This is a genomic window from Dyella psychrodurans (genome assembly GCF_003363265.1).
Taxonomy (GTDB): Bacteria; Pseudomonadota; Gammaproteobacteria; order Xanthomonadales; family Rhodanobacteraceae; genus Dyella_B; species Dyella_B psychrodurans.
Genome location: NZ_QRBF01000005.1, coordinates 36,607 through 60,041 on the forward strand (window position 1 = coordinate 36,607; position 23,435 = coordinate 60,041).

The 23,435-nt window shown below is 62.0% G+C and carries 26 protein-coding genes and 1 tRNA gene; 12 read left to right on the plus strand and 15 right to left on the minus strand.

The window, feature by feature from the left end; all coding sequences use genetic code 11:
- The 8 genes from bla to rsmD form a co-directional block, all read right to left on the minus strand.
- Entirely contained in the window at nucleotides 1-879 is an 879-nt protein-coding gene (gene bla / locus DWU99_RS13355) for a subclass B3 metallo-beta-lactamase (protein WP_115478570.1), read from the minus strand.
- Between the two features lie 102 nt (nucleotides 880-981).
- The gene (locus DWU99_RS13360) at nucleotides 982-2,034 is read right to left on the minus strand and encodes a TMEM43 family protein (RefSeq protein ID WP_115478571.1); all 1,053 of its coding nucleotides are present in this window, start codon (nucleotides 2,032-2,034) and stop codon (nucleotides 982-984) included.
- A gap of 31 nt (nucleotides 2,035-2,065) precedes the next feature.
- Complete coding sequence (locus DWU99_RS13365) at nucleotides 2,066-2,917, minus strand: MBL fold metallo-hydrolase (RefSeq protein WP_115478572.1); 852 nt, start codon at nucleotides 2,915-2,917, stop codon at nucleotides 2,066-2,068.
- Nucleotides 2,918-2,934: 17 nt separating this feature from the next.
- Nucleotides 2,935-4,650 (minus strand): gamma-glutamyltransferase, encoded by a 1,716-nt coding sequence (gene ggt, locus DWU99_RS13370; protein WP_115478573.1) that lies wholly within the window; start codon nucleotides 4,648-4,650, stop codon nucleotides 2,935-2,937.
- The gene (locus DWU99_RS13375) at nucleotides 4,647-4,901 is read right to left on the minus strand and encodes a YfhL family 4Fe-4S dicluster ferredoxin (RefSeq protein WP_115478574.1); all 255 of its coding nucleotides are present in this window, start codon (nucleotides 4,899-4,901) and stop codon (nucleotides 4,647-4,649) included. Before DWU99_RS13375 ends, ggt begins: the two co-directional genes overlap by 4 nt.
- A 191-nt stretch (nucleotides 4,902-5,092) precedes the next feature.
- Nucleotides 5,093-5,599: a hypothetical protein gene (locus tag DWU99_RS13380; protein WP_115478575.1), complete on the minus strand. Its 507-nt coding sequence runs from the start codon at nucleotides 5,597-5,599 to the stop codon at nucleotides 5,093-5,095.
- Nucleotides 5,592-6,131, minus strand: coding sequence for a pantetheine-phosphate adenylyltransferase (gene coaD / locus DWU99_RS13385; protein WP_115478576.1), 540 nt, complete (start codon nucleotides 6,129-6,131; stop codon nucleotides 5,592-5,594). Before coaD ends, DWU99_RS13380 begins: the two co-directional genes overlap by 8 nt.
- A 46-nt stretch (nucleotides 6,132-6,177) precedes the next feature.
- Nucleotides 6,178-6,735 carry a 16S rRNA (guanine(966)-N(2))-methyltransferase RsmD gene (gene rsmD / locus DWU99_RS13390; RefSeq protein WP_115478577.1) on the minus strand — a complete coding sequence of 186 codons (558 nt, stop codon included), beginning with the start codon at nucleotides 6,733-6,735 and terminating at the stop codon, nucleotides 6,178-6,180.
- Between the two features lie 74 nt (nucleotides 6,736-6,809).
- On the opposite strand from rsmD, the gene ftsY reads away from it, so the two are divergent.
- The 6 genes from ftsY (at nucleotide 6,810) to DWU99_RS13420 (ending at nucleotide 11,593) form a co-directional block, all read left to right on the plus strand.
- A complete protein-coding gene (gene ftsY / locus DWU99_RS13395) occupies nucleotides 6,810-7,889 on the plus strand; it encodes a signal recognition particle-docking protein FtsY (protein WP_115478578.1) in 1,080 nt (359 codons plus the stop codon).
- Between the two features lie 21 nt (nucleotides 7,890-7,910).
- The gene (locus DWU99_RS13400) at nucleotides 7,911-8,999 is read left to right on the plus strand and encodes an AsmA family protein (RefSeq protein ID WP_233511136.1); all 1,089 of its coding nucleotides are present in this window, start codon (nucleotides 7,911-7,913) and stop codon (nucleotides 8,997-8,999) included.
- Nucleotides 8,996-10,051 carry an A/G-specific adenine glycosylase gene (gene mutY, locus DWU99_RS13405; protein WP_115478579.1) on the plus strand — a complete coding sequence of 352 codons (1,056 nt, stop codon included), beginning with the start codon at nucleotides 8,996-8,998 and terminating at the stop codon, nucleotides 10,049-10,051. The genes DWU99_RS13400 and mutY overlap by 4 nt, the downstream gene beginning before the upstream one ends.
- Nucleotides 10,051-10,329, plus strand: a complete 279-nt coding sequence (locus tag DWU99_RS13410) for an oxidative damage protection protein (protein WP_115478580.1) — start codon at nucleotides 10,051-10,053, stop codon at nucleotides 10,327-10,329. Before mutY ends, DWU99_RS13410 begins: the two co-directional genes overlap by 1 nt.
- A 70-nt stretch (nucleotides 10,330-10,399) precedes the next feature.
- Nucleotides 10,400-10,475, plus strand: a tRNA-Phe gene (locus tag DWU99_RS13415).
- A gap of 656 nt (nucleotides 10,476-11,131) precedes the next feature.
- Complete coding sequence (locus DWU99_RS13420; RefSeq protein WP_233511137.1) at nucleotides 11,132-11,593, plus strand: hypothetical protein; 462 nt, start codon at nucleotides 11,132-11,134, stop codon at nucleotides 11,591-11,593.
- Nucleotides 11,594-11,619: 26 nt separating this feature from the next.
- Here DWU99_RS13420 and DWU99_RS13425 read toward each other — a convergent pair whose 3' ends face one another.
- Nucleotides 11,620-13,215: an MASE1 domain-containing protein gene (locus DWU99_RS13425; protein WP_115478581.1), complete on the minus strand. Its 1,596-nt coding sequence runs from the start codon at nucleotides 13,213-13,215 to the stop codon at nucleotides 11,620-11,622.
- A 630-nt stretch (nucleotides 13,216-13,845) separates the two neighbouring features.
- Between DWU99_RS13425 and DWU99_RS13430 the strand changes: the two genes are divergently transcribed.
- Nucleotides 13,846-14,265 carry a PepSY domain-containing protein gene (locus DWU99_RS13430; protein ID WP_233511139.1) on the plus strand — a complete coding sequence of 140 codons (420 nt, stop codon included), beginning with the start codon at nucleotides 13,846-13,848 and terminating at the stop codon, nucleotides 14,263-14,265.
- A gap of 53 nt (nucleotides 14,266-14,318) precedes the next feature.
- Here DWU99_RS13430 and DWU99_RS13435 read toward each other — a convergent pair whose 3' ends face one another.
- On the minus strand, nucleotides 14,319-15,044 hold the full coding sequence (locus tag DWU99_RS13435; RefSeq protein WP_115478583.1) for a cytochrome c biogenesis CcdA family protein: 726 nt from the start codon (nucleotides 15,042-15,044) through the stop codon (nucleotides 14,319-14,321).
- Between the two features lie 163 nt (nucleotides 15,045-15,207).
- Between DWU99_RS13435 and DWU99_RS13440 the strand changes: the two genes are divergently transcribed.
- The 3 genes from DWU99_RS13440 to DWU99_RS13450 all read left to right on the plus strand — a co-directional run bounded on the left by DWU99_RS13440 (nucleotide 15,208) and on the right by DWU99_RS13450 (nucleotide 16,473).
- Nucleotides 15,208-15,597, plus strand: a complete 390-nt coding sequence (locus DWU99_RS13440) for a thioredoxin family protein (protein WP_115478584.1) — start codon at nucleotides 15,208-15,210, stop codon at nucleotides 15,595-15,597.
- Between the two features lie 68 nt (nucleotides 15,598-15,665).
- Nucleotides 15,666-15,998, plus strand: coding sequence for an MliC family protein (locus tag DWU99_RS13445; protein WP_115478585.1), 333 nt, complete (start codon nucleotides 15,666-15,668; stop codon nucleotides 15,996-15,998).
- A 136-nt stretch (nucleotides 15,999-16,134) separates the two neighbouring features.
- The gene (locus DWU99_RS13450) at nucleotides 16,135-16,473 is read left to right on the plus strand and encodes a hypothetical protein (RefSeq protein ID WP_199535801.1); all 339 of its coding nucleotides are present in this window, start codon (nucleotides 16,135-16,137) and stop codon (nucleotides 16,471-16,473) included.
- A gap of 72 nt (nucleotides 16,474-16,545) precedes the next feature.
- On the opposite strand, the gene recQ is transcribed toward DWU99_RS13450, so the two are convergent.
- Nucleotides 16,546-18,369 carry a DNA helicase RecQ gene (gene recQ / locus DWU99_RS13455; protein ID WP_425476819.1) on the minus strand — a complete coding sequence of 608 codons (1,824 nt, stop codon included), beginning with the start codon at nucleotides 18,367-18,369 and terminating at the stop codon, nucleotides 16,546-16,548.
- 119 nt (nucleotides 18,370-18,488) lie between these two features.
- The gene (locus tag DWU99_RS13460) at nucleotides 18,489-18,830 is read right to left on the minus strand and encodes an MGMT family protein (RefSeq protein ID WP_115478587.1); all 342 of its coding nucleotides are present in this window, start codon (nucleotides 18,828-18,830) and stop codon (nucleotides 18,489-18,491) included.
- Nucleotides 18,831-18,897: 67 nt separating this feature from the next.
- Here DWU99_RS13460 and DWU99_RS13465 point away from each other — a divergent pair, with 67 nt between their 5' ends.
- Nucleotides 18,898-19,302 carry a hypothetical protein gene (locus DWU99_RS13465; RefSeq protein WP_115478588.1) on the plus strand — a complete coding sequence of 135 codons (405 nt, stop codon included), beginning with the start codon at nucleotides 18,898-18,900 and terminating at the stop codon, nucleotides 19,300-19,302.
- A 2-nt stretch (nucleotides 19,303-19,304) separates the two neighbouring features.
- Here the strand turns inward: DWU99_RS13465 and DWU99_RS13470 are convergent, their stop codons facing one another.
- Entirely contained in the window at nucleotides 19,305-20,429 is a 1,125-nt protein-coding gene (locus DWU99_RS13470) for an inorganic phosphate transporter (RefSeq protein ID WP_115478589.1), read from the minus strand.
- 57 nt (nucleotides 20,430-20,486) lie between these two features.
- Nucleotides 20,487-21,116 carry a DUF47 domain-containing protein gene (locus DWU99_RS13475; RefSeq protein WP_115478590.1) on the minus strand — a complete coding sequence of 210 codons (630 nt, stop codon included), beginning with the start codon at nucleotides 21,114-21,116 and terminating at the stop codon, nucleotides 20,487-20,489.
- 119 nt (nucleotides 21,117-21,235) lie between these two features.
- Here DWU99_RS13475 and DWU99_RS13480 point away from each other — a divergent pair, with 119 nt between their 5' ends.
- Nucleotides 21,236-22,555, plus strand: coding sequence for a hemolysin family protein (locus DWU99_RS13480; protein WP_115478591.1), 1,320 nt, complete (start codon nucleotides 21,236-21,238; stop codon nucleotides 22,553-22,555).
- 42 nt (nucleotides 22,556-22,597) lie between these two features.
- On the opposite strand, the gene DWU99_RS13485 is transcribed toward DWU99_RS13480, so the two are convergent.
- Entirely contained in the window at nucleotides 22,598-23,359 is a 762-nt protein-coding gene (locus DWU99_RS13485) for an RNA methyltransferase (protein ID WP_115478592.1), read from the minus strand.
- Nucleotides 23,360-23,435 lie beyond the last annotated feature (76 nt).

The window sequence follows — 23,435 nt, forward strand, 5'->3', positions numbered from 1 at the left end:
TCACGGCTGCGATGCGCGTTCCTTGTCCAGGCGTGCATCGAGATCCTTTTCGGCCGTCGCCGCATATGCCTTGCACGCGTTCTGATCCACTAATGGATCGGGCTGCGTGCCGGCTTCGCGCCGCTTCATTCTTTCCCAGAAATCGCTCGCGCCCGGATGCGGCGTGAGCAGAATGTCGCAGGGCAACGCTGCCACTGTCGCAATGGCGCGACGAAAATCTTCCACGCGATGCGGATGCGCGGCTGCGTCCGTGAAACGGTAGTGAGGGTTGCTGATGGCCGTAAGACTGTCGGCGTAGGCGATATTCAGGCAGGTGCCGCCTTCGCAGGTTCGCCACGTCCAGGACGTACTACCGGGCGTGTGGCCGGGTGTGTAATGCGCCGTGATGTCGACATCGCCAAGGTGCAAGGTTTCTCCATCGGCTACGACGCGAACATGATGCACGGGCGGATAGGTGGGAGCCGTGCCGTATTGCGGATCGTTCGGGTCCGCGCCACCGAGTTCCATCGCATGCGCACCGGCGGCACTGGCCAATACCTGTGCGCCGCTTGCGCGCTGAAGCTCCGCAATGCCGCCGGCGTGATCGCTGTGCGCGTGCGAGTTGAGAATCCAGCGAACGTCGCTTATGCGGAAACCTAGCTCGCGGATGTTCGCTTCAATAAGTGGTGTGGATTCCGGCAAATCGCCGTCGATCAGCACAAGCCCCTGCGACGTCTTCACCAGAATCGAAGACAAACCATGCGGTCCGACGTAGTAGGTGTTGCCGAAAATCCGAAATGGTTTCTGCGGTGCATTCCATGCGGCACGATCCTGCGCATGCGCCGGAGGCAAAACCAGACAACAAGTCAGTGCAATACTCAGTGACAAGCGGATCGACATGACGAACTCCGGGAATCAACTGGCGGCGATGCTCCATCACTCCCGAGTCCTTTTGAGGGCACGATCAAGGCGACAGCCGGGCAAGGCCCGGGAGGTACTGTGTCAGGGCTGATGGGCCTGCAGCGCTCGCACGCGCCACGTCGTCAGCGCGATGCCGACCAGCGCAAGACCAAGCCACCATCCTGCCAAGGCGTTGTCGTTACCCAGCCAAAGCACGCCATCCACAGCGCCGATCACCAACACGGCGATGGATGGCGTCAGTACAGAGTCGATGCTCTTGTAATGCCACCGCACCAACAACGCCGTGCCGAGCGTCGCCAACATCACCGAAAAAACACGGCGCAACCAGGTGAATCCCGGCGGTACCGGAAGATCGGGAAACAGATCCACAAGCGGGATATCGCCGGGCTGCAAGGCGTAACCAACGCCGTCCGCCGCATCGCTGGCGGGGACGAGTTCGCGGCCCTGCACTTTGGCAACGATCGTCACCTCCTGAGTAGGCACGCCTTCCCAACTGACGCGCAGATCGCCGACCTGCGGATTCGACGGCACGGCACTGGTGACCAGGCCGTCCTTGAAGAGACTGAAACTGGCGGCAAGGTTGCTGGGCAGCTTGCGCAAATCCGGCATTACCGTCTGGGTGGCGATCAAGCCCTGCACCAGCGATGCCGAGAGCGTGAAGTCATTCAAGCGCAGCAGCCCCGCACTGAACTGCGCGTTCTGAAGCGGAAACGATCCAGGATTCGTGTGCCCTTCGGGATGCTCGAAGTGGCTGGAATCGATGGGCTTGTCTTCCCAGTCGAGTTCGTAGGATGCAGGGCCGCCATAACGTTGCTCATGCCATTGGAACATCTGCACGTGGCGTATCAGCACCGGCACATCGGCCTGCTGGTTGAACTGCTGGTCGAGCGGTGACTCCACCACTTCCAGCGAGCCGACCACGCGCACCATGTAACCCTGCTCGTCAGGATCGGGGCGACCGTTGCGTCCCAGGTCCAGCACATCGCCGCCGTGCCTTTTCATCTGCGCGCGATAGTCGATGTGTCCCTTCTCGGTGACCGCGGCCAGGCCCACGCCCAGAAGGAGAATGATCGCACCCAGTGCAGGTAGCAGCAGCTCACGGATGGAGAGTGGGACCTTCCGCTCGCCGCTCATCGAACCTCCGGGTGAATGCCTGGTGGATATGTCAGGACACGGCGCCGCGCAATTCGGGCTGCTCGTCGGCCGTACCATAGCGCCCGCGGTCGTCGCGTGTCACGCGGGCCATGGCGCAGGCATGATCGTGGGTGAAGAACAGCCGCACATTGCGCGCGAGTTTGTCTTCCAGAAAGCCGCGCTTTTCTTCGATCAGCGCCTCCGGGAAGCGGTCGTAACCCATGGTGATCGGCAGATGCACCCAATGCCGGCCGGAGATCAGATCCGCGCAAAAAACTACGCCAGCACACTCCGCCAGCATCAATCCCGGAGTGTGACCCCACGAGAAATGGAAGCGCACTGCCTGCCCCAGCGTTTGCGAGTATTCGCCGGCGACCAGTTCGAGGCGGCCGCTTTGCAGCAAGAGCTGCTGCAGCTCCGGAATGAAGGACGCGCGATCGCGCGGATGCGGCTTCAACGCACGCTGCCAGTGATGGGCGCCGACCAGGAACTTCGCGTTCGGGAACAGCAGCTCAGGCGTCTTGCCCTCTTCCCATGCGGCGAGCAAACCACCCGCGTGGTCGAAGTGCAGGTGCGACAGCACCACCACATCGATGTCTTCGTGCGAAATGCCCGCGGCGGCAAGCGAGTCGAGCAATACATGGTGGCTTTCCACCACGCCATAGCGTTCGCGCAACGCGGGCTCGAAGAACGCGCCGATGCCCGTTTCGAAAAGCACGTTGCGGCCTTCCAGATCCTTTATCAGCAGGCAGCGGCATGCCAGCGGAATCCGGTTGAGTTCGTCCGGCGCGATCCAGCGCGACCACATCGCCTTGGGCGCGTTGCCGAACATCGCGCCGCCATCGAGTTTCTGAGTGTTGCCGTTGATGGACCACAACTGCATGACTGTTCCCAAACCGCTTATTGCACTTTGCCCAAGCCATCGGCCCGGCGAGGGTCGCTGGCGGCATCGAGCTTGTTGCTGCGACGATCCCAGATCACCACGTTCATGAAGCCCCACGGCTCGCGATCCTTGAACGTGTAACCCATGCGCGTCAGCGCGTCAGTCGTCGCGGCATCAAATACACCGGGCTCCACCATCACTACATCGGGCATGAACTGATGATGGAAACGCTTGTGCGCCGCTACCTGATGCGCGTCGCCGCCATCGACGAAGGCAAGGATGCCTTCCAGCACCTGGGTGATGATGGTCGAGCCGCCGGGCGAACCGATCACCGCAGTGCGATCGGGACCGATCACGATGCTGGGCGACATCGACGACAGCATGCGCTTGCCCGGTTCCGGCGCGTTGGCCTTGCTGCCGAGCAGGCCGTATACGTTGGGCTTGTTCGGCACCAGCGCGAAGTCGTCCATTTCATCGTTGAGCAGCACGCCCGTGCCCTGCGCGACGAAGGTGGAACCCAGCACGTAGTTCACCGTGGACGTGATCGCCACCATGTTGCCGTCGGCGTCGATGATCGAGAAATGCGTGGTGTGCATGCCCGGATCCTGGCCGCTCGACGGCGCCAGCATCGACGACGGCGTGGCCTTGTCGGGCAGGATCGACTGCCGCAGGCCGTCCGCGTAGTATGGCGACAACAGCATGTCCAACGGCATCTTCACGAAATCCGGATCGCCGAGGTAATCGTTGTGATCGCGGAACGCGCGACGCATCGCTTCGATCTCCAGATGCACGCGGTGCGCCTTGTCCATCTGGCTTAGATCGAAGCCGGACAGAATATTGAGGATCTGCGCGATCGCCACGCCACCAGAGGACGGCGGCGGCGCGGTGATGATCTTGTAGCCGCGATAGTCGACGACGATCGGCGTGCGTTCCTTCGCGCGATACGAAGCCAGATCCTTCAGCGTCCAGTGACCACCCGCTGAGTTCACGGCATCGACCAACTTCTGCGCCGTTTCGCCGCTGTAGAAGCCGGAATCACCATATTGGGCAAGCAGCTCCAGCGTGTGCGCCTGGTCCGGATCGCGCCAGATGTCGCCTGCGGCCGGAACCTTGCCATCTGGCAGATACTTGGCGGCGGATGCGGGCCAGCGCATCAGATTCTTCTGCTCTTCCTGGATGGAGCCGAGTAGGCGGCTATCCGGCTTGAAACCGTCGCGTGCCGTGCGGATCGCAGGCGCCAGCGAGGCACTGAGCGGCAGCTTGCCGTAGTGCTTGGCGATCCAGACCAGACCCGCGGGTTCGCCGGGAATACCTGCCGACAGCGGCCCCTTCAGCGAGGTATCGCGATTGGGCGTGCCATCGGGATTGAGATAGTCCTTCGCATCGACGGCTGCCGGCGCCATTTCGCGCGCGTCGACAAACACATCGCGATTGGAGGCAGCGATATGCATGGTGGCCATGAAGCCGCCGCCGATGCCCGAGCTTTCCGGTTCGACAATGGACAACGTGGACGCCACGGCCACGGCCGCATCGAACGCATTGCCGCCTTTGGCCAGCACTTCAAAGCCCGCTTCCGTCGCCAAGGCATTGGCACTGGCGATCCCGGCGTGACCGGGACGTTGCGCAAGCTGCACGGCATGGTTGGACGGTATCGGGTTGTCGGCGGCAAACGCTCCGCTCGTACCCAGCAAAAAACCAATCAGCAGCGCCTGCCAGCGCAACGCAAGCTTCATTCGTTGGTCTCCATCAGGTGTTTGTACTTATCTTCGAGCTGCACGCGCGTTTCGGTATGCGCGGGGTCGACGATGATGCATTCCACTGGACACACGACCACACACTGCGGTTCGTCATGATGACCGACGCATTCGGTGCACAGCGCGGGATCGATGATGTAGTAGTCCTCGCCGAGCGAAATCGCCTTGTTGGGGCAGACGGGTTCGCAGACGTCGCAGTTGACGCAGGTATCGAGGATCTTCAGGGACATGCCGGATTAGTCTACATGGACCGGCGCTTGTTGTGCGCAGCAACAACCCGGAGGTGTCTTCCAACGGGAAAGCGGATCATGGCACGGAGGATGTTCTTGCGACGGGTACATTCGTCGACGCACGCTTTAACTGGCTCGTGGTGACGGGGCTGCTCCCTCTCCCCGGAAGGGAGAGGGAGCGAGGCAAAGGATTACATCTGGACGAAACGAATCGTCGCGTTGGTCGGCTTCAGCACGTCGTCAACGCGCTGCTCGTCGGCCTTGTCGCCGATGAACAGAACGATCACGCCCTTGAAGGAACCAGCCTTGGCATCCTTGAACGCCGTGGTGAGGAGGTCAGCCGTCTTGCCCGAATCCGGGCCGCCGAACACCAGCATGTTGCCCGGCAGCACGCCGCGGTCGACGGTGTCCTGCACGTTGCTCAGCTGGCGGTCGCGAGCGTCCTTGGTGGCGTCGTCGTCGCCGGCCGGAACCATGTAGGCATACGGCTGCGGGGCGGACATGCCCTGCATGTTGGCCTGCACGATCTGACCGAGATAGGCACCCCATGCCTTGGTGTCGTTCGGGTCGCTCGGCTTGGTGAGCTGCTGGGTCTGCTGGGCAGCCTGCTGCTGGCCATCGCCGCTGTTGTTGCATGCGGACAACGCGAGGCAGCCGGTCAATGCAAGAGCCGTGGCGATGAGAGTGAGTTTACGCATAGTTATCCCCTTCGATTTCGGGTTGCTTTTTATGCCAGCGCTGCCGCATGGCTTGTTGGACTGCGGGATGCACGAAACCTGAAATGTCACCACCAAGGCGACCGATCTCGCGCACCAGCGAGGAAGAAATGAAGCTGTACTGCTCCGCCGGCGTCAAGAATAGCGTCTCGGCCTTGGGAATGAGATGACGATTCATGCTCGCCAGCTGAAATTCGTATTCGAAATCGGACACGGCGCGCAATCCGCGGATGATCACGCCTGCGCCGATCTCCTCCACCAGCTGGGCCAACAGGCAATCGAAGCCGCGCACTTCCACATTCGGCAGATCGGCAAGCGCCAGACGCGCCAGCGAAATGCGTTCCTGCATCGTGAAACCGGGGCCCTTGCCCTTGTTCGGACTATCCGCCACCGCGACCACGACTCGCTCGAACAGTGGGGCGGCACGCGCCACGAGATCCGCATGGCCGTTGGTAATCGGGTCGAAAGTACCCGGATAGACGGCAAGGCGTGTGTTGACCGGCGTCTTTTTCACAAAAGCAGAATTCGCGGGAAGGACGGCACTAGCTTAATCGAACGCCCTAATTCCGGCGATAGAGCATGTAGCGCACCTCCCCAGCCTGACCTTCGCGGTAGAGCGTCCAGTTTTCGGGCAAGGCAGGTGTCATCTCACGCGGACACTCGACGTAGATCTGCGCCGACGTCACAAGCCAGCCGCCCCGTTCCAGTTGCTGCGCCAACGGCGTCCACAATTGCATGGCAAACGGCGGATCGAGGAAGACGAGCCCGAAGGGCTTTGCCGGACGCTGCAGGAAATGCAGCGCATCCGCACACGCGACCTCGCCGCCCTGGGCCTTCAGCCGCGCCAGATTGTCGCGCAACGCCTGCGCGGTCGCGGCGTGCGGTTCCACGAACTGCACGGTCTCCGCGCCGCGCGAAAGCGCTTCGATGCCCAGCGCTCCAGTACCCGCGCACAGGTCGAGAGCCCGCACACCGGCAATGGTCGGCGCCAGCCAATTGAACAGGGTTTCACGCACACGCTCGGGCGTGGGCCGCAACCCGGGGAGATCGGGCACGTTCAAGCGGGAATTGCGCAAGTGGCCGCCAATAATGCGGATACGCCCGGGAGCGGCCTTCATGGGCGGTGCCCCTCAGCGGGCAGTACAGGTCGGGGTGGTAGCATGCCGCCCATTGTCTTTGAATCATGACCCCCATGCTCAAGTTCTGGAAGAAGAAGCCCGCCGACAACGGCACCGGGGACAACGAGGAAGCAGGCCAACAGGCGCCCATCGATACCGCAGCCTCGGAGGCGCCAACCTTAACGGACACGCTGGCTCCCGCTGCACCTGTGGATGCGGACACCGCGGAGACTCCCGCCAAGCGCGGCTGGCGCGAGCGGTTGTCCGGCAGCACGTTCGCGCGCGGGCTTTCTTCGTTGTTCTCGCGTCATCCGAAACTGGACGACAGCCTGCTGGACGAGCTGGAAACCACGCTGATCACCGCGGACGTCGGCATCGAGGCCAGCACCTCCCTGGTGGAAAACCTGCGCAAGCGCATGCACAAGCGCGAGTTCGCCGACGCCGACGCTTTGTTGCAGGCGTTGCGGCAGGAACTGATCGCACTGCTCAAGCCCGTGCAGAAGCCGCTGCACATCGACCGACACAAACCCTTCGTCGTGCTCACCGTGGGCATCAACGGCGCAGGCAAGACCACCACCATCGGCAAGCTTGCGCGCAGATGGCGCGACGAGGACCGCCAGGTGCTGCTGGCGGCCGGCGACACGTTCCGCGCCGCGGCGGTCGAGCAACTGAAAACCTGGGGCGAGCGCAACCAGGTCCCCGTGATTTCCCAGGGCCAGGACGCCGATGCGGCCAGCGTCATCTTCGACGCCTTGCAAGCCGCGCGTTCACGCCACGCCGACGTACTGATTGCCGACACTGCCGGCCGCCTGCACACGCAGGGAGGCCTGATGGACGAATTGGGCAAGATCGCGCGGGTGCTCAAGAAGCTCGATGCCGATGCGCCGCACGAAGTGCTGATGGTGATCGATGGCACGACGGGACAGAACGCCGTGAACCAGGTCCGCCAGTTCCGTCAGATCGTCGGCGTCACCGGCCTGGTGGTGACCAAGCTCGACGGCACCGCCAAGGGTGGCGTGGTGTTTGCGCTGGCGCGCGAGTTCGGCCTGCCGATTCGTTTTGTCGGCCTGGGCGAAACCGCGACCGATCTGCGCGTATTCGATGCCGATGCCTATGTCGATGGCTTGCTTCCCGCCGATTTCGCACGCGCCTGAGAGATTGCCACGCGAACGCCAATGACATTGCCGCGCCCACTGCGAGTACTGCTGATCGCCTGTGCCTGCATCGCCGGCGTTGTCGCGCTGTCCGTGCTGGTTGCGTTGTATCTGCTGCTGCAACCCGATCGATTCACCAAGATGCTGCAGGCTCAGGCCAACGATGCCGGTCTGCAGCTCACACTCTCCAGCCCCGCAAGCCCCACCCTGTTTCCGCGTCCGGCCCTGCAATTGATGGGCATTACGCTTGCCGCGCGCGATAACGGTCTGGGCACGCCAAACATGCCAATCCTGCTGGCCGCAAACGGTCGCCTGGTACTGCCCTGGCATACGTTGTTCGGTGGCCCGATGGTGATCTCGCGCATGCAAATCGACTCGCCGCGCGTGGACCTCGATGCGCTGCAGGCGTGGCTGCTCAACCTGCCATCGCAATCGGCCGTCGTACCCGATCAGATTCCGCGCATTGCCACGGGCGTGCGCATTCGCAACGGAAGCGTGGTGGAAAACAACAGCCAGTGGCTGAGCGATGTTTCGCTCGACACCGGTCGACTCGCTCCCTCGCAGCCTTTCTGGATCAATCTGTCGGCCAAGGAAACGGACGGCACGCCGTTGCAGTTGCAGATATCGAGCGTGCCCAGCATCACGAGCGGTGCGCTGATGCTCGGCAACATCGTGCTGCACGCGTCCGACAGCAACGCCACAGCACTGCAGCTGACCGGCCACGCGCGCTGGCAGGGCGCGGCCAATGCATCCATGGAGCTTCAGGGCAAATTCTACGAAGCCGGCGAAGGCAACTACGATGCAGCCATTTCCCTGTCTCCGGCCGCGACAGATACACCGCTGCTGTTGCGTATAAAACTGCTGGGCAAGAACAATCACGTCGATCTGGAACTCCCGCCGCTGGCCATGGCGCAATGGTGGAATCAGATGGCCAATCCACAGGCTCCGAAACTCTCGTCGCCACCTGGTAACGGCGAGATCAACATGGCCACGCTGGATGTCGGCAAGGTCCATATCGAGGGCCTGAGCATACAAACAGGCAACGCCGTCCCCGCGAGTGCGGGAAGCGTTGCGTCACCCGATCAATCCGCCGCGCCGCATCCCCAGTGACATCCTTCGCCACCGCCCTGCTCGACTGGTTCGATCGCCACGGTCGTCACGATCTGCCGTGGCAGCATCCGCGCGATGCCTATCGCGTCTGGCTGTCGGAAATCATGCTGCAGCAGACGCAAGTGGCTACCGTGATTCCCTACTTTCAGCGCTTTATCACGCAACTACCGACGCTGCGCGATCTTGCCGCCGCCGACGAAGACATCGTGCTCGCGTTATGGTCGGGGCTTGGTTATTACCGTCGCGCCCGCTTTCTGCATCGCGCCGCGCAACTGTGCGTGGAACGACACAACGGAGAATTGCCGCGCGATTTCGACGCACTCTCAGCGCTGCCCGGCATCGGCCGCTCCACCGCGGGCGCGATACTTGCGCAGGCTTATGGATTGCGCTTTCCCATCCTCGACGGCAACGTCAAACGCGTGCTGACACGCTATCACGGCATCGCCGGCCATCCGGGCGAACGCGAGGTCGAAAAGCAGCTGTGGTTGCGCGCAGACGAGCACACGCCAGCCGAACGCGCCGCCGATTACACCCAGGCGATCATGGATCTCGGCGCCACGGTCTGCGTGCGCACACGCCCTTTGTGCAACGCCTGCCCCATGCACGAGGCGTGCGTGGCGCATCGCGATCATCTCACCGCGCAACTCCCTACACCCAAGCCGGGCAAGACCATTCCCACGCGCAGCACCATCATGCTGATCCTGCGCGATGCGGCGAACCGCATCCTGCTGCAACGACGCGGCGCGCAAGGTGTGTGGGCCGGACTCTGGAGTTTGCCCGAAGCCCACGACACCGACGACGCGTGGCGCGAGGCGCAGGCCCGCGCCCGGATCGACGATGCGCAGCCGCTGAAGCCATTTGTCCACGTATTCAGCCATTACCGCCTGCAGATCCAGCCCCTGCTGTTCGACGGCGCGGCACCGAAGCAGGCAATCGCCGATAATGGCGACTTGCGCTGGTGCACTGGCGCGGAGCTGCCGTCGCTCGGCCTGCCCGCCCCTGTTCGATCCCTGCTGCTGGCGCTGCCGGAACCCACCGAGGAACACCATTGATGAGCCGTACCGTTCACTGCGCCAAGCTTGGCATCGACGCCGAAGGCCTGGACTTCGCCCCCTGGCCCGGCCCGCTGGGCCAGCGCATCTACGCAGAAATCTCCAAACCGGCATGGCAACAGTGGTTGACCCACCAGACCATGCTGATCAACGAATACCGCCTGAACCCGCTCGACCCCAAGTCGCGCCAGTTCCTGGGCGGCGAAATGGAGAAATTCCTGTTCGGCGGCGACGCGAAAAAGCCCGAAGGCTACGTGGCACCCGACGCCCAGTCTTGACGCAAGCCCCACCATCCGATTTAATGTGCGGCTCCACGCAACACCGATGACCCTTGCGGTCGTCCACCCTGGCCGGGTAGCTCAGTTGGTAGAGCAGGGGATTGAAAATCCCCGTGTCGGCGGTTCGATTCCGTCCCCGGCCACCATCGATTCCAAGGGCTTGCAGCGATGCGGGCCCTTTTCGTTTGCGATGCACTCGACATGGGTTACCGCTCTGTTGACGTATGACTTCTTCAGCAGCGGACGCACCCCCGCTACTTCATGGTGTCAGACGAAGCCATGCTTCGCGCATTGATCATAAAGACTTCTACTCGCTCGCTTCGAAGAGGGAAAGTTCTCTGCCTCCTCAATCAGCAGCGCAGTTCCACGCAGACTGGCTGCGATCAGTCCTGCACTGCAACTCACGTGATCCGAGTGCACCTTCATTCAATCATGCTGATCTCTCTTCTACGATCTCAACAGCAAATCTTCTACCGACGATGTCGGAACGTCTCCGCTTTGTTCCACGCCGATCAAATCGCGCACACGCAAGAAAAGACTCGGTGATCGACACTTCCAGCTGCTGATCGATCAACTGTTGATCGATCTAAATGAGCAACGACTGTCGGGCACCGTGAAAACCCAGCCCGTGCATCGCGATCTCACGTGTCGTCTCCTTCACGTCACCATCACAGAGATGACTGGGACACTGAACCAAGACCTCTTATTCACATCCATGGATGCGAAATTCGCAGACACTCCAATGCTAGATTGATCAGCGCAAGGGAGTGCCTCCATCAACCACTGTACAAAGGGGATCACCATGCAGAAGATTTCTCGTCGTGCCTTGCTCGCAACGCTGTTGGCTACGTGCCTATCGGGAGTCGCCTTTGCTGGTCCCCCGTCCACAGGTCTTGGTCAAGCGTGGCCGAACACGACGGATGTAAGTACCAGTCCGAACTGGCACGTATACGTGTTTACGCTCGGCGGTATCCGATACGTCCAGGTGAACGATCTCAACGGTAACGTGCTTGGCGCTGTGGGAACCGCAGGCGGGCAATTCATCACGCTGCCTATCGGTGCGTATTCGCAGCAGGTATCAACGCCTCAGCAACCGGCGGCATCTCCGTCCAGCGCCACGCCCGCAGCTGCTCCGGCAACCGTTTATAACGACGGCGCATCCACGGTAACGGCTACGCCGATGAGCGACGGAACGGTGCAGCTCAGTGCAGCAGCAGCAGAGTCCAGCTGCGATCCGATCGACTGCAATATCAAGGGCCCGTAAGCACAAAGACCGATCCCGGCGGCACCTCAACCGCCGGGATGGGTCGGATCAAAAAGCAGGATGCTCATGCGACTGCCGTGGCGCAATGAGCGCTCACGCACCCTACCCTCGAATGTCGCTGCACGGTCGATGATGGCTTTCCGACCCAGGCCACTGGTGATTCGGTGAAGCCTTTGGACCACTTCGTCCCGGCGAATCCGATGCACCTGGGGCGGCTGCACACGTGTATCGACCTGCACCACCACCCAAGGGCGACGACGCAATCCGAAACGTATGCGCACTTTTATCTCTGTCGCGTTTTTCCTCGCACACGACTCTCCGATCGCCTCGCACACGATGCGGTAGACAGCAAGATGAATCGATTGGGAGAACGCACTCAATGGGCCGCGCAGATCGCATGAATAGGCGATTTCTGCCTCATCGAGAATCCTGGCGATAGTTCCTTCCCGCAATGCAGGCGGCAAGCTGCGCTCCCTCAACTGCACCGGGTAGAGACTGTCGGACAGCCGAAACAGCTGATCCTGCATGCCGAGCGCCTGGCGCCTGTAACCGCCATCGTCAATGGCAGGCTGCAGATGCCGCAGCCGGCCCAACATCATGTAGAACACATCGTGGAAGGAATCGCGAATCTGGTCCAGCGCCTGGGCAGTCATCCGCAGCTGCACTTCGCCCAAGTGAACATTGCGCTGCGCCAGGGCCAGGGCCATGCGCATGTCGACACGCTCCTGCTCTACACGCCGGTCGAGCACGGCAATGCGCGCGCCCACCAGCAACATGGTCGAGATCGACATCGCAACTAGCGTTTCGGCCTGCAGGGTCGCGTGATCGTTGCGTTCAGGCATCAGCAGCATGATGGCGAAGCTGGACAAGGTTCCGCCAAAAGCCGCACCTTTCCAGCCGTGCCGTAGCGCAAACCACACTACTGGCAAGAACATCGCCATCTGGGCCGCCTGCCTGGCGTGCTCATCGCGCAAACCGACCCACACGAGGAAGGTCAGCGTGGGCAGCATCAGGAAGACACCTTCCAACAGCAAGCGGCTTTCACCGATGTTGTGCGCCCATTGCCGCCAGTCGCCATGTGCCTCGGTAAACAGCTGGCGAAAAACCAATGCAATGGGCGCAATCGTCAAAGCCCCCAGATAATTGCCCAGCACGAGTTGTGCAATCAATTGATCGTAGTGAATGACATAGCCTGGAGGCAGCGGCGTGATCAAAATCTGTGCCAGCGACATCAGCGTAACGATAAGGGCGACAAGCAGCGAACACAGCACCAGTCCGCCCATCTCCACGCTGTCCCGTTTGGGAAAGATGCGCAGGCGTTCCCGGAACAGCCATACGACCGGCATCATCAGGCAAGTCGATGGCAGCAGATTCACCAGCGCCCAAAGCAAGCCGAACTGGTGATAGCAAGTGATGCTGACATAGGCCAGCCGAACGGTGTCTCCCAGAATCAGCGCCGGCCAGTACTTGTACTTGGTAAGAAGAAGAACACTTAGATGAAAGCCAGTCAGAATGATCCAATGAGGGATCGACATCTCTCTGAACAGCACAATCGCAGCGCAATACGCAGCAGCAATCGCAAAGCTTCGCACCCAGATATTGGCCCACAGTCCACCCTGCATCGTCCCCACCCCTTATGGATTCAATACGTCAAGCGGCTAAATGCGCGGATAACACCCTCTAACGCGTGAAACCAGGGTGAAACCCCATCCCCCATCAAGTGCGTTTGGCGTTGGGATCTTAGATTAGCGGCATCTTGCCGCAAAACTGTGCTCCCGGTTGTGAAGACCGTCCTCACCTTGCCCGTACCTTAAGCAACCGGGCGCCCTCCCTTCTTGTTCGGACGGCCATTTCTCACTCATCCACTCACAGGGAAAACGGCCACCCGATTCTTGCAAGACTAACGACTCGACGCTCACAACGCTGTGAACTCCATCCATGTGCGCCGCTGCATACCGATTCGCAAGCGCATGCATACCTGCACCGACAATGCGATCGAGTCACGATTTATTGTAGAAAATTAACTGATGATTTGAACGTTCATCGCGAGCCGCGCGCGCTGATCGTACTGACACACGTAACACGCTTTATAGAAGATTGTTCGTGCACATGATGCATCGACGTTGCAACGCACGATTTCACACACGTCGTCAAAGCATGAACGAACACCTACGACTAAATTCTTTTTTCACCCGAGATTGATGCAACCCAGCCAAGACTCAAATTCCCCGCAGGCAAATGAGGAAAAATCCGTGAAGAAGATTGCTTCATTGACCATCGCGCTGGCGTTGGGATGGGCTGGCGGCGCCATGGCACAGGAGCAGGCGCTGACTCAGCAGGAAGTGAGCGCGCAGCTGGCCGAGCAGGGTTATACCGACGTTCACGACCTCGATTTTCGCGACGGCGTGTGGACAGCTCGCGCGCGTAGCGGCAATGGCGAACATGTGAAATTGCGCGTGGACCCGGTCACGGGACGCGCCTATCCGGACAAACAAGTCTCTCGGTTCAGCGAGGTGGACATCCGCGCATCGCTATCCGCGCAAGGTTACACACATGTCCACGACATCGATTTTCATCGTGGCATCTGGACGGCCAAAGCGAGGAGTTCCGCCGGCATTCGCGTGTCGCTGCAGATCGATGCCGAAACGGGGCGCGTTATCGGCAGCAGCTGAGTAGTCGCGATACGCAACGCATGGACGCGAATGCGTCATGCGTTGCGCCGCGTTCAAAGCGACGTGGTGAGATTGGTCACCCAGTCGGGCAGCACGCCAAGGACGGCGGCTTCCAGGCTGCGATCGAAGCCGGTGACGATCAGCACGCCCACCACCACGATGAGCGCACCCAGAACGCGCCTGCCGCGTGTTCCGGCGCTCATCAATCGGCCACGCCAGCGTGCAAGGAGGCTCTGCGTGGCCAGCGCCATGGCCAGCAACACCGTGGCAATGCCCAGGGCAAAGGCCAGCATGACGAAGGCCACCTGCCCAAGATTCTTGCCCTGTGCGGCAAGCAGGGTCGCCGCCCCCAAGGTGGGGCCTACGCAAGGGCTCCAGACCAGTCCCAGCAGCACGCCGATGCCCGCCTGTCCGGCCAACCCGAACCGTTCCAGCCTGGCCTGACGCTCGCCGGCCCAGTTTGCCAGCGGACTGATGATGTGCTCGAAAAATGCCTGCAAGGCGGGAAATAGCAGGATCACGCCGATGACCAGCAGCAACACGGCGCTCCACGTACGAATGGTTTCGCCATCCAGCCCGATCGACGCGCCAATCGTCGCAATGGCAAAGCCCGCCAGCGTGAACGAGGCCACCAGGCCCAACGCCAATGCCAGCGGACCCAATCGATGACGCTGTGCGGCGCTGCCAAGCACGATGGGAACCAGGGGGATCACGCACGGCGAGAGGATCGTCAGTACGCCTGCGACGTAGGCAACCAGTGGATTGAGGTGGTTGTTCATGGGTATGCGTATATCAAAAGAGTGAATTCCGTCGGCCGTGAGCAACGCCGTCTACGCATCCTTTCGGTTGCCGGCATGAAAGAGTTACAACTGGCGTCACGCGTGTAACCAACCACCAACCGCCACCGAATAGTGGATCAGAGCCACCGCAAGGAAACGTCCCATGTCCACTATCCGCATGCTTTGCCTGGTCGTATTGGCGCTGCTCTTTACAACCGTCGCACAAGCACAGCCGATCCAACCGTTTTCCACGGCAGCCTTGAAAGCTGCCCAGGCTGCCGGCCAGCCCGTACTCGTCGATGCCTATGCAAGCTGGTGCCCGATCTGCCGCAAACAGGCACCGACTATCGACGCCATGACCAACGATCCCGCCTTTGCGAAATTGGTGATCCTGAGGCTGGATTACGACAATCAAAGCGCCGAAAAGCGCGCGTTGGGCATCACGCAGCAAAGCACCTTGATTGCCTTCCATGGTGCGAAGGAAACCGGACGCCTGGTGGGAGTTACCGATCCCGACCAGATCAAGTCGCTGGCGAAATCCGCGCTGCCGTAGTGGCGCGGCCTGGATCGCTTTATGCTGGCCCTCGATGAAGGGAGGGCCAGCCTGTGCGCATCCGCCACATGACGTCTATAGCCCTGATGCTTGCGTTGACGAGCTGTAACGCGACACCCGCCAAGCAGCAGGCCGCGACTAGCGATACCGCCTCCTGGACGACCTACGGGTGCAGCGACGGCCAAACCGTGCAAGCCGCGTATCCGGATACGAATACGGCGTTGGTCAAGATCAAGGGGCAGACATACACACTGCACATCGCCATTTCCGGCAGCGGCGCACGCTACATCGGCGACGGCTGGCAATGGTGGACCAAGGGCATGAAGGACGGCATGCTGGCTCCGCTGGCGGCGGGCGAAACCATTGCCAGCGCCCCCGGCATCACCTGCCACGCCAGCTGAACTTACGTCGCCCTAACAACTGGATCACAAACGTCATCCAGACGACCCTTCCGCGCCATCTGGGTGACGCACAGAAATAATCGTCGCGTCATCAGCGCCGGGCATGCTTGCTCCATCGGAAATGGAGTAGCTCCCGATGATGTCGCAGTACGTTTTTCCGTCCAGCCGCGGCCTGTTTCGCATTGTTCGACACGGTCACCGTTGGCGTTCGCTGATCGAGGCACGCGAATGGGCGCGGCACGATTCGGCGGAAGCGGCGCTGGATGCGCTGCGCCTGGCCTGGCCCCAGGCACGCCTTCCGCAGACGTTGGGCGAATGGCGTTACATCGCCGAGGAACCCGCCTTGCCGCATGCGCGACTGGCGCGCGCCACCAACACATTCAGAACCAGCAGTGTCGATCCCTCGCAGGCGCGCGTGCGCCGCTCGCGGCGGATCCAGGGTCGTCCGAGTCGTGGTGTGACTGATCACGGATGATCGGTCGCACCCTTTAGAGCCTATCCTCACCGTTCGCGTAGCGCGGGCCACGCGAACGGTGAGGACAGGCTCTTATTCCGGGGCATTGATCACTTCAAGGAAATCGCGCCCGTAACGCTTTAGCTTGGCTTCGCCGACGCCGCTGATCGAAGCAAGATCGTCCTCGTTCTCCGGCATCGCACGCAGCATGGCCAGCAAGGTGGCGTCGTGGAAGATCACGTAGGCGGGAACGCCGTGCTGCTTGGCCAGGCGCGCACGCAACGCGCGCAAGGCCTCCCAGAGCGGCTGTTCGTAAGCTTCGATGCCCAGGCTCGCGCCCGTCACCAATTGGCTGTCGCGACGGCGCGAAACGCGGCGCGCCTCGCGCGTTTCTTCGCGCATGTGCACAGTCTGGTTGCCGACCAGCACATCGCGGCTGGCCGCGGTAAGACGCAACGTTCCGAAACCCTCGCCGTCCGTCGCCAGCAAACCTGCCGCCAGCAGTTGGCGAAATACGGAACGCCATTGCTTTTCATCCATATCGGCACCGATGCCAAAGGTGGACAGGCGGTCATGACCCAACTCGCCCATGCGTGCGCTGTCGATGCCGCGCAGGATGTCGATCACGTGACCCGAACCGAAGCGCTGGCCGCTGCGATACACCGCCGATAGGGCCTTTTGCGCAGGCACGGTGGCATTCCATGTCTTGGGCGGTTCGACGCAGTTGTCGCAACGGCCGCATGGCCCATGAAAATCTTCACCGAACGCGCCGAGCAGCAGCTCGCGACGACAGCGTGTCGCTTCGGCATACGCGAGCAACGATTCCAGCTTTTGCCGCTCGACGCGCTTGCGATCGTCGGCCGATTCGGACTGCGCGATCATCTGGCTCATCGTCACCACATCCGACAGGCCGTAGATCATCCAGGCCTCGGCGGGCAATCCATCGCGACCGGCGCGGCCGGTTTCCTGGTAATAGCCTTCCATGCTGCGCGGCAGATCCAGATGCGCCACGAAACGCACGTCGGGTTTGTCGACACCCATGCCGAAGGCGACCGTCGCGACCATCACCACGCCGTCTTCGCGCAGGAAACGCGTCTGATTGGCCGCGCGCGTGGCGGCGTCCAACCCAGCGTGATAAGGCAGTGCTTCGATGCCCGCCTCGGTCAGCGAACTGGCCGTGTCGTCCACTTTCTTGCGGCTCAGGCAGTAGATGATGCCCGCGTCGCCACGACGATCGCCTAGAAAATCCAGCAACTGGCGCCGTGCGTTGTGGCGCAATCCGACGCGATAACGAATATTGGGTCGGTCGAAACTCGAGACAAACTGTTTTGCATCGTCGAGCGCCAGGCGTTCGACGATCTCGGCACGTGTGCGCGGATCGGCAGTCGCCGTGAGCGCGATTCGCGGCACCTGCGGAAAACGCTGGTGAAGAATCGTCAGTTCGCGATATTCCGGTCGAAAATCGTGCCCCCATTGCGAAACGCAATGCGCTTCGTCGATGGCGAACAATGCGATCTCGGTGCGTTCGAGCAATTCCAGGAAGCGCGACGTGAGCAAGCGCTCCGGTGCGACATAAAGCAGATTCAGCTCGCCATGGAGCAACTGCTTTTCGATGTCGCGCTGTTGTTGCGCGTCGAGGCTGGAATTGAGGTACGCCGCCGCCACGCCTGCTTCGCGCAGCGCGTCGACCTGGTCCTGCATCAGCGCAATCAGCGGCGACACGACAATGCCCGTGCCCTGCCGCAGCAGCGCGGGAATCTGGTAGCACAACGACTTGCCGCCACCCGTGGGCATCAGCACGAGCGCGTCGCCGCCTTCGGCAACGTGCTCGACGATGGCTTGCTGCGGATCTCGGAAGTGAGCGTAACCAAAAACGCTCTGCAGAATTTCTAGGGACGTGGCGGACATCCGCTGCATGCTAGCAAACCGGCTCACACGGCTCACGCGGGATATGTAGTCGAAACAAACGGAATGGCGTCACTACGCGTCTGAGATGTAGGGAAGCCGACGACGACAACGCGCATCGGCCCCGTCCACTAACGACCGGGTATGCCCCACAATTCGCGATCGACATCCGCGTCGAGACCGAAGCGCGACAGAGGCACGCGCCCGTTCTTCACTTCCACGCCCTCGGCCCGCAGCAAGCGGCTCTGCTCGCGAAAACCGCGACTGCCGGGCGGCATCGCGATCTGGCCATTGGAACGGAGCACGCGAAACCACGGCAGCGTCATGCCATCGGGCACCTCGCCCAGCAGCCGGCCGACCAGGCGTGCGCGGCCCGGCAGACCCGCACGCGCCGCAATCGCGCCATAACTGGCGACACGACCGGGCGGAATGGCGGCGATCGCCTCGAAGACCTTCAAATATTCCTCTTTCATGACAGGTGCACCTTCACGAAGCTCGTGGCAGAGTATCAGTCCGTCCGTTTTCTATTCGAATCGCGTCATGCATCACTTCGAGGCCGTGCGTTCGCTGATCGGCAGCCTGCATCCGTTGCGGCAGAACGATCCGTACCTGATCAGCTTCGATCTGGCGCTGCCGCACGGGCGTCACCAGGGCATCTACCTGGCCGAACTGGAAGATGAAGGCGGCCGCCGCTACCTGCGGATCTCCACGCCCATCGGCCCGCTCTCCGGCACCGATCCCAAGCGCTGCCTGCGTTTCAACTGGGAACAGCGCAACGGCTTCCTGGCGGTGGCGGACCTCGATGGCTCGCCCTATCTGCACCTGTGCGAAAACCGGCCGTACGAGCTGCTCGATCAGCAGGAATTGCGCCGGCTGATCGGCGAACTGGGCAGCCTGGGCGATCAGCTGGAACAGGTGATCGTCAGCGGGGGCGACACCTTCTAGCTCTAGCTCCAGTGGCGGGCCAGCCAGACGAACCCGTAGGCAATCATCGCCGTGACGGGCAGCGTGAGAATCCACGCCCACACCATGCGTTCCACCACCGACCAGCGGATGGCGTTGAAGCGCTTGGCCGCGCCCACCCCCATGATCGACGACGACACCACATGCGTGGTGGACACCGGCAGGCCGAACATCGAGGCCCCGAGGATCACCAGCGCCGAACTGCCCTCTGCCGCAAGGCCGTTGATGGGATGCAGCTTCACCATCCGGTGACCGAGGGTCTTGATGATGCGCCAGCCGCCCCCGGCCGTACCGCCAGCCATGGTGAGGGCGCAGACCACCGCCACCCATGACGGCACAGTGAAGCCGCCCGCCGTCGATTCATGGATACGCAGGAAGGAAAGCCAATGCGGCAGGCCGTCGAATTGCCCGGCGGCCGTCGCGCTCGCCAGCGCCAGCGCGATGATGCCCATGCTCTTTTGCGCGTCGTTCATGCCGTGCGCGAGACCCATCGCACTGGCCGACAAAATCTGCGCCTTGCCGAAAAAGCTGTTCACGAACGGCGTGCGCCCCAGGTAGCGCAGCACGCCCTTGCGGCTCGCAAACCACGCCAGCAGCGCATACAGACTGCCCATCAGCAGGAAGCCGAGCGCGAAACCCATCACCGGCGACACCACCATCGGCACCACCACCTTGGGGATCACGCCTTTGCCTTCCCACCAATGCGCCGCGCCGTGGGCCCAGATCACCGCATCGAAACGCCCGCCTGATGCCGAAATCGCCGCGCCAACCAGAGCGCCGACCAGCGCGTGACTCGAACTGGACGGCAAACCCAGCCACCAGGTGATGAGATTCCACACGATGGCTGCGAGCAGAGCGCAGATCAGCAATTGCGGCCCCGCCTCGACCACGCCCGTGTTGACGATGCCGGCGGCGATCGTCGCCGCCACCGCCGTGCCCCACAGCGCGCCGATCATGTTCGTGATCGCCGCCAACAGCACCGCCTGCCCCGGCGTCAGCACCTTGGTGGCGACCACCGTGGCGATGGAGTTGGCGGTGTCGTGAAAACCGTTGATGTAGGTAAAAACGAGTGCGATCAGCACCACGATGACAACAAGGCCAAGGCTCATGCGCTCACTCCTGCGGACGCGCGCCATGCATCAAGGAAAGCGTGCAAGGCGAATTCCTCAGGAGTTCTTCAACACGATGGAATAAACGATGTTGCCGACGTCGCGGCACTTGTCGATGGCCTTTTCGATCAGCTCGAACAGATCCTTCGCCAGCATCGCGCGCATGGCGTCGTTGCTTTCGATGTAGAGCGTGCGATACGGCGCCAGCAGCAGGCGATCGCCTTCCGATTCCAGCGTTTGCAGGCGATCCTGCAACTTCTTCACGGGATCGATGCGCAAGCCGTTGCGCAATTCGCCGATCATCTGCGCCACCACTTCGGTGGCTCGCGTCAGCACGAGCGCGCGCTGGCCGAAATCCACCCCGTGCAGGCGGCTCACTACGATTTCGTAGCGCTCGGCAAACTTTTCGATCGCTTTCGGAATCTTGTACAGCGAGGTGTTGAGTGCCTCGATGTCTTCACGATCCAGCGCCGTCACGAAGGTGTTCACCAACTCCTCGCTGATCTGCGCCGCCAGCGCCTTCTCCCGCGAGCGTGCGGAGGCGAAGGCTGCCATCACCGGCGCATGGTCGGTATGGGTCACCAGTTCATGCAGCGCCTTGGCACTTTCGCGGGCGGCCTCGGCGCTCTGCTCGAGCAGGCCGTAGAACTTGTCGCCTTTGCCGAAAATCGTCTGGAGTGAAAACATGCAGGGGTGCCTGGATACGGGGGCAAATGTGACGCGCATGTTACAGGAGCCCCCTGCCGCACCGCACCACTTGCGATGCCTTACACTGGTGCCATGCCCGCACTAGATGCCCTGTCGCGATGCTGACAACTGTCGCGCTCGTCCTCATCCTCGCCCTGTTCAACGGTTTCTTTGCGCTTTCAGAGATGGCGCTGGTCGCCTCGCGCAAGAGCCGCCTGAAGCAGATGGCCCGCACCAGCCGCCGCGCCCGCATCGCCTTGCGGCACGCGGAGGCCCCGGAGCACTTCCTGTCGACCGTTCAGGTTGGCATCACCATGGTGATGATGATCACCGGTGCCGTGGCCGGCGATGCGGCCGGCACGCACATCGCCGCGCTGCTTCAGGTCGAAACGCTGGGCTGGCTGGCGCCCTATGCGCGGATCATCGGCATCGTGCTGGGCTTTGTCGGCATCTCGTTCATCCAGATCGTGATCGGCGAACTGGTGCCCAAGCGCCTGGCGCTGTCGGCGCCGGAAAAACTATCCGGCTACGTCGCCATGCCGATGCTGGTGCTCTCGCGCGCCACGGCCCCTTTTGTGTGGATGCTCAACCGGTCCAGCGGGCTATTGCTGATGATCATGCGCGTAAAGAGTCGTGGCGAAAGCGCGGCGACCGAAGAGGAGATCCGCCTGTTGGTGGCCGAAAGCACCGAACAAGGCGTGCTCGATGCCGACGAACAGGCGATGGTCAATCGCGTACTGCGCCTGGGCGACCGCACGGTCGACAGCGTGATGAGTCCGCGCACGCGCATCGCGTGGCTGGACATCACGGCCCCCTTGGCGGAAAACCTGGAAGTGCTGCGGCAAACGCCGTATTCGCGCTACCCGGTGTATCGCAGCGATGAAGCCGATATTGTCGGCGTGCTGGAAGTGAAAAGCCTGCTTCGCAGCATCACTGCCGGAAAGCCGGATCTGTTTCGCACGCTGGCCAAACCGCTCTATGTGCCGGCCACCGCACGCGCACTGGATCTGCTGGAAGAATTTCGCGACGCGGAAACGCCGATGGCGCTGGTGGTGGACGAATACGGGGACATCGAAGGTGTAGTCACCCTCAACGATCTGCTGGCCGCCGTGGTCGGTGCCAGCCAGCTCGGTCACGGCAGCGAGGAACATTCGCCGATCGTGCAGCGCGAAGACGGCAGCTGGCTGGTCGACGGTGCCATTTCCACCGACGACCTGCGCGAACTGCTTCACGTGGACAACCTGCCGGGCGAGGAAGAACACGACTTCCGCACCGCGGCCGGCATGGTGATGGCTGCGCTTGGGCATATCCCCCTAACGGGCGAAGTGTTCGCGTGGCGCGGCATCCGATTCGAAGTGGTGGATCTCGACGGTGCGCGCATCGACAAGCTGCTCATCACACCGGCGCCACGCATCGAACTGGCCGACGACGAGCAGTAAGCATTAGCACCCCTCCTCTCCAAAAAGGAGAGCTTTTGTGCGCTACTTTTTCTCGCCAGCCAGACGCGCCATGCGCTGCGCATCGGCAAAAATGCCATGCAACATGCGCAACTCGCGTTCGTCCATCTGCGCACGCTGAAACAGCTTGCGCAGGCGAAGCATGATCGTGGTGGGTGCACGTCCCTTGTGAAAATCGATGTCGTCGAGCGTTTGCGACAGATGCTCATAGAAGCGCTCCATCTGCGCGGCGTCTGCGGGCGGCTCGTCGTGCAGCGGCGGCGGTGCGGGCGCAAGCTCGCCCAGCAACGCGACGCGCAACTCATACGCCATCACCTGCACGGCCTGCGACAGGTTCAACGAGCTGAAATCGTCGACGCTGGGAATGCGCACCATCGCATGGCAACGCGCCAGCTCTTCGTTCTCCAGCCCGGTGCGCTCATTGCCGAAAACCAACGCCACGCGTTCGCCACGCCGAGCCGCCGCCAATGCTTGCGCCGCCGCTTCGCGCGGTGACAACTCAGGCAAATTGACCCCGCGGCGACGCGCCGAAAGACCCAGGGCCAGATTGACCCCGGCCAGCCCATCCACCAGCCCCTGATGAACCCCGGCCCCCTCCAGCACATCATCGGCACCGGCCGCCAATGCGGAGGCCTCGCGATCGGGAAAACGATGCGGCGATACCAGTTCCATGCGGGTAAAGCCCATCGTGCGCATCGCCCGCGCCGCGCTGCCGATATTGCCCGGATGCGAGGTGCGTACGAGCACGAAGCGGAAGCTGTCTGGAAGGTCGTGGGTGGTGGTCATGCGGCGAATATCGAAGGCGAATCAGCCGGAAAGGATAGTCGACAAGGCCCTGCCGGGGCACCGACCCCCGTCATCT

Bases quoted from the DNA above. Each gene is read 5' to 3' on its own strand.
- ggt (WP_115478573.1), bottom strand. From the start codon at position 4,650: ATGAAGCTTGCGTTGCGCTGGCAGGCGCTGCTGATTGGTTTTTTGCTG.
- DWU99_RS13425 (WP_115478581.1), bottom strand. From the start codon at position 13,215: ATGCAGGGTGGACTGTGGGCCAATATCTGGGTGCGAAGCTTTGCGATT.
- DWU99_RS13360 (WP_115478571.1), bottom strand. From the start codon at position 2,034: ATGAGCGGCGAGCGGAAGGTCCCACTCTCCATCCGTGAGCTGCTGCTA.
- DWU99_RS13465 (WP_115478588.1), top strand. From the start codon at position 18,898: ATGCATCACTTCGAGGCCGTGCGTTCGCTGATCGGCAGCCTGCATCCG.
- DWU99_RS13485 (WP_115478592.1), bottom strand. From the start codon at position 23,359: ATGACCACCACCCACGACCTTCCAGACAGCTTCCGCTTCGTGCTCGTA.
- bla (WP_115478570.1), bottom strand. From the start codon at position 879: ATGTCGATCCGCTTGTCACTGAGTATTGCACTGACTTGTTGTCTGGTT.
- DWU99_RS13450 (WP_199535801.1), top strand. From the start codon at position 16,135: ATGATGTCGCAGTACGTTTTTCCGTCCAGCCGCGGCCTGTTTCGCATT.
- DWU99_RS13365 (WP_115478572.1), bottom strand. From the start codon at position 2,917: ATGCAGTTGTGGTCCATCAACGGCAACACTCAGAAACTCGATGGCGGC.
- ftsY (WP_115478578.1), top strand. From the start codon at position 6,810: ATGCTCAAGTTCTGGAAGAAGAAGCCCGCCGACAACGGCACCGGGGAC.
- DWU99_RS13400 (WP_233511136.1), top strand. From the start codon at position 7,911: ATGACATTGCCGCGCCCACTGCGAGTACTGCTGATCGCCTGTGCCTGC.
- DWU99_RS13470 (WP_115478589.1), bottom strand. From the start codon at position 20,429: ATGAGCCTTGGCCTTGTTGTCATCGTGGTGCTGATCGCACTCGTTTTT.
- DWU99_RS13435 (WP_115478583.1), bottom strand. From the start codon at position 15,044: ATGAACAACCACCTCAATCCACTGGTTGCCTACGTCGCAGGCGTACTG.
- DWU99_RS13440 (WP_115478584.1), top strand. From the start codon at position 15,208: ATGTCCACTATCCGCATGCTTTGCCTGGTCGTATTGGCGCTGCTCTTT.
- rsmD (WP_115478577.1), bottom strand. From the start codon at position 6,735: ATGAAGGCCGCTCCCGGGCGTATCCGCATTATTGGCGGCCACTTGCGC.
- DWU99_RS13460 (WP_115478587.1), bottom strand. From the start codon at position 18,830: ATGAAAGAGGAATATTTGAAGGTCTTCGAGGCGATCGCCGCCATTCCG.
- DWU99_RS13375 (WP_115478574.1), bottom strand. From the start codon at position 4,901: ATGTCCCTGAAGATCCTCGATACCTGCGTCAACTGCGACGTCTGCGAA.
- DWU99_RS13410 (WP_115478580.1), top strand. From the start codon at position 10,051: ATGAGCCGTACCGTTCACTGCGCCAAGCTTGGCATCGACGCCGAAGGC.
- recQ (WP_425476819.1), bottom strand. From the start codon at position 18,369: ATGCAGCGGATGTCCGCCACGTCCCTAGAAATTCTGCAGAGCGTTTTT.
- DWU99_RS13445 (WP_115478585.1), top strand. From the start codon at position 15,666: ATGACGTCTATAGCCCTGATGCTTGCGTTGACGAGCTGTAACGCGACA.
- DWU99_RS13480 (WP_115478591.1), top strand. From the start codon at position 21,236: ATGCTGACAACTGTCGCGCTCGTCCTCATCCTCGCCCTGTTCAACGGT.
- DWU99_RS13475 (WP_115478590.1), bottom strand. From the start codon at position 21,116: ATGTTTTCACTCCAGACGATTTTCGGCAAAGGCGACAAGTTCTACGGC.
- DWU99_RS13420 (WP_233511137.1), top strand. From the start codon at position 11,132: ATGCAGAAGATTTCTCGTCGTGCCTTGCTCGCAACGCTGTTGGCTACG.
- DWU99_RS13380 (WP_115478575.1), bottom strand. From the start codon at position 5,599: ATGCGTAAACTCACTCTCATCGCCACGGCTCTTGCATTGACCGGCTGC.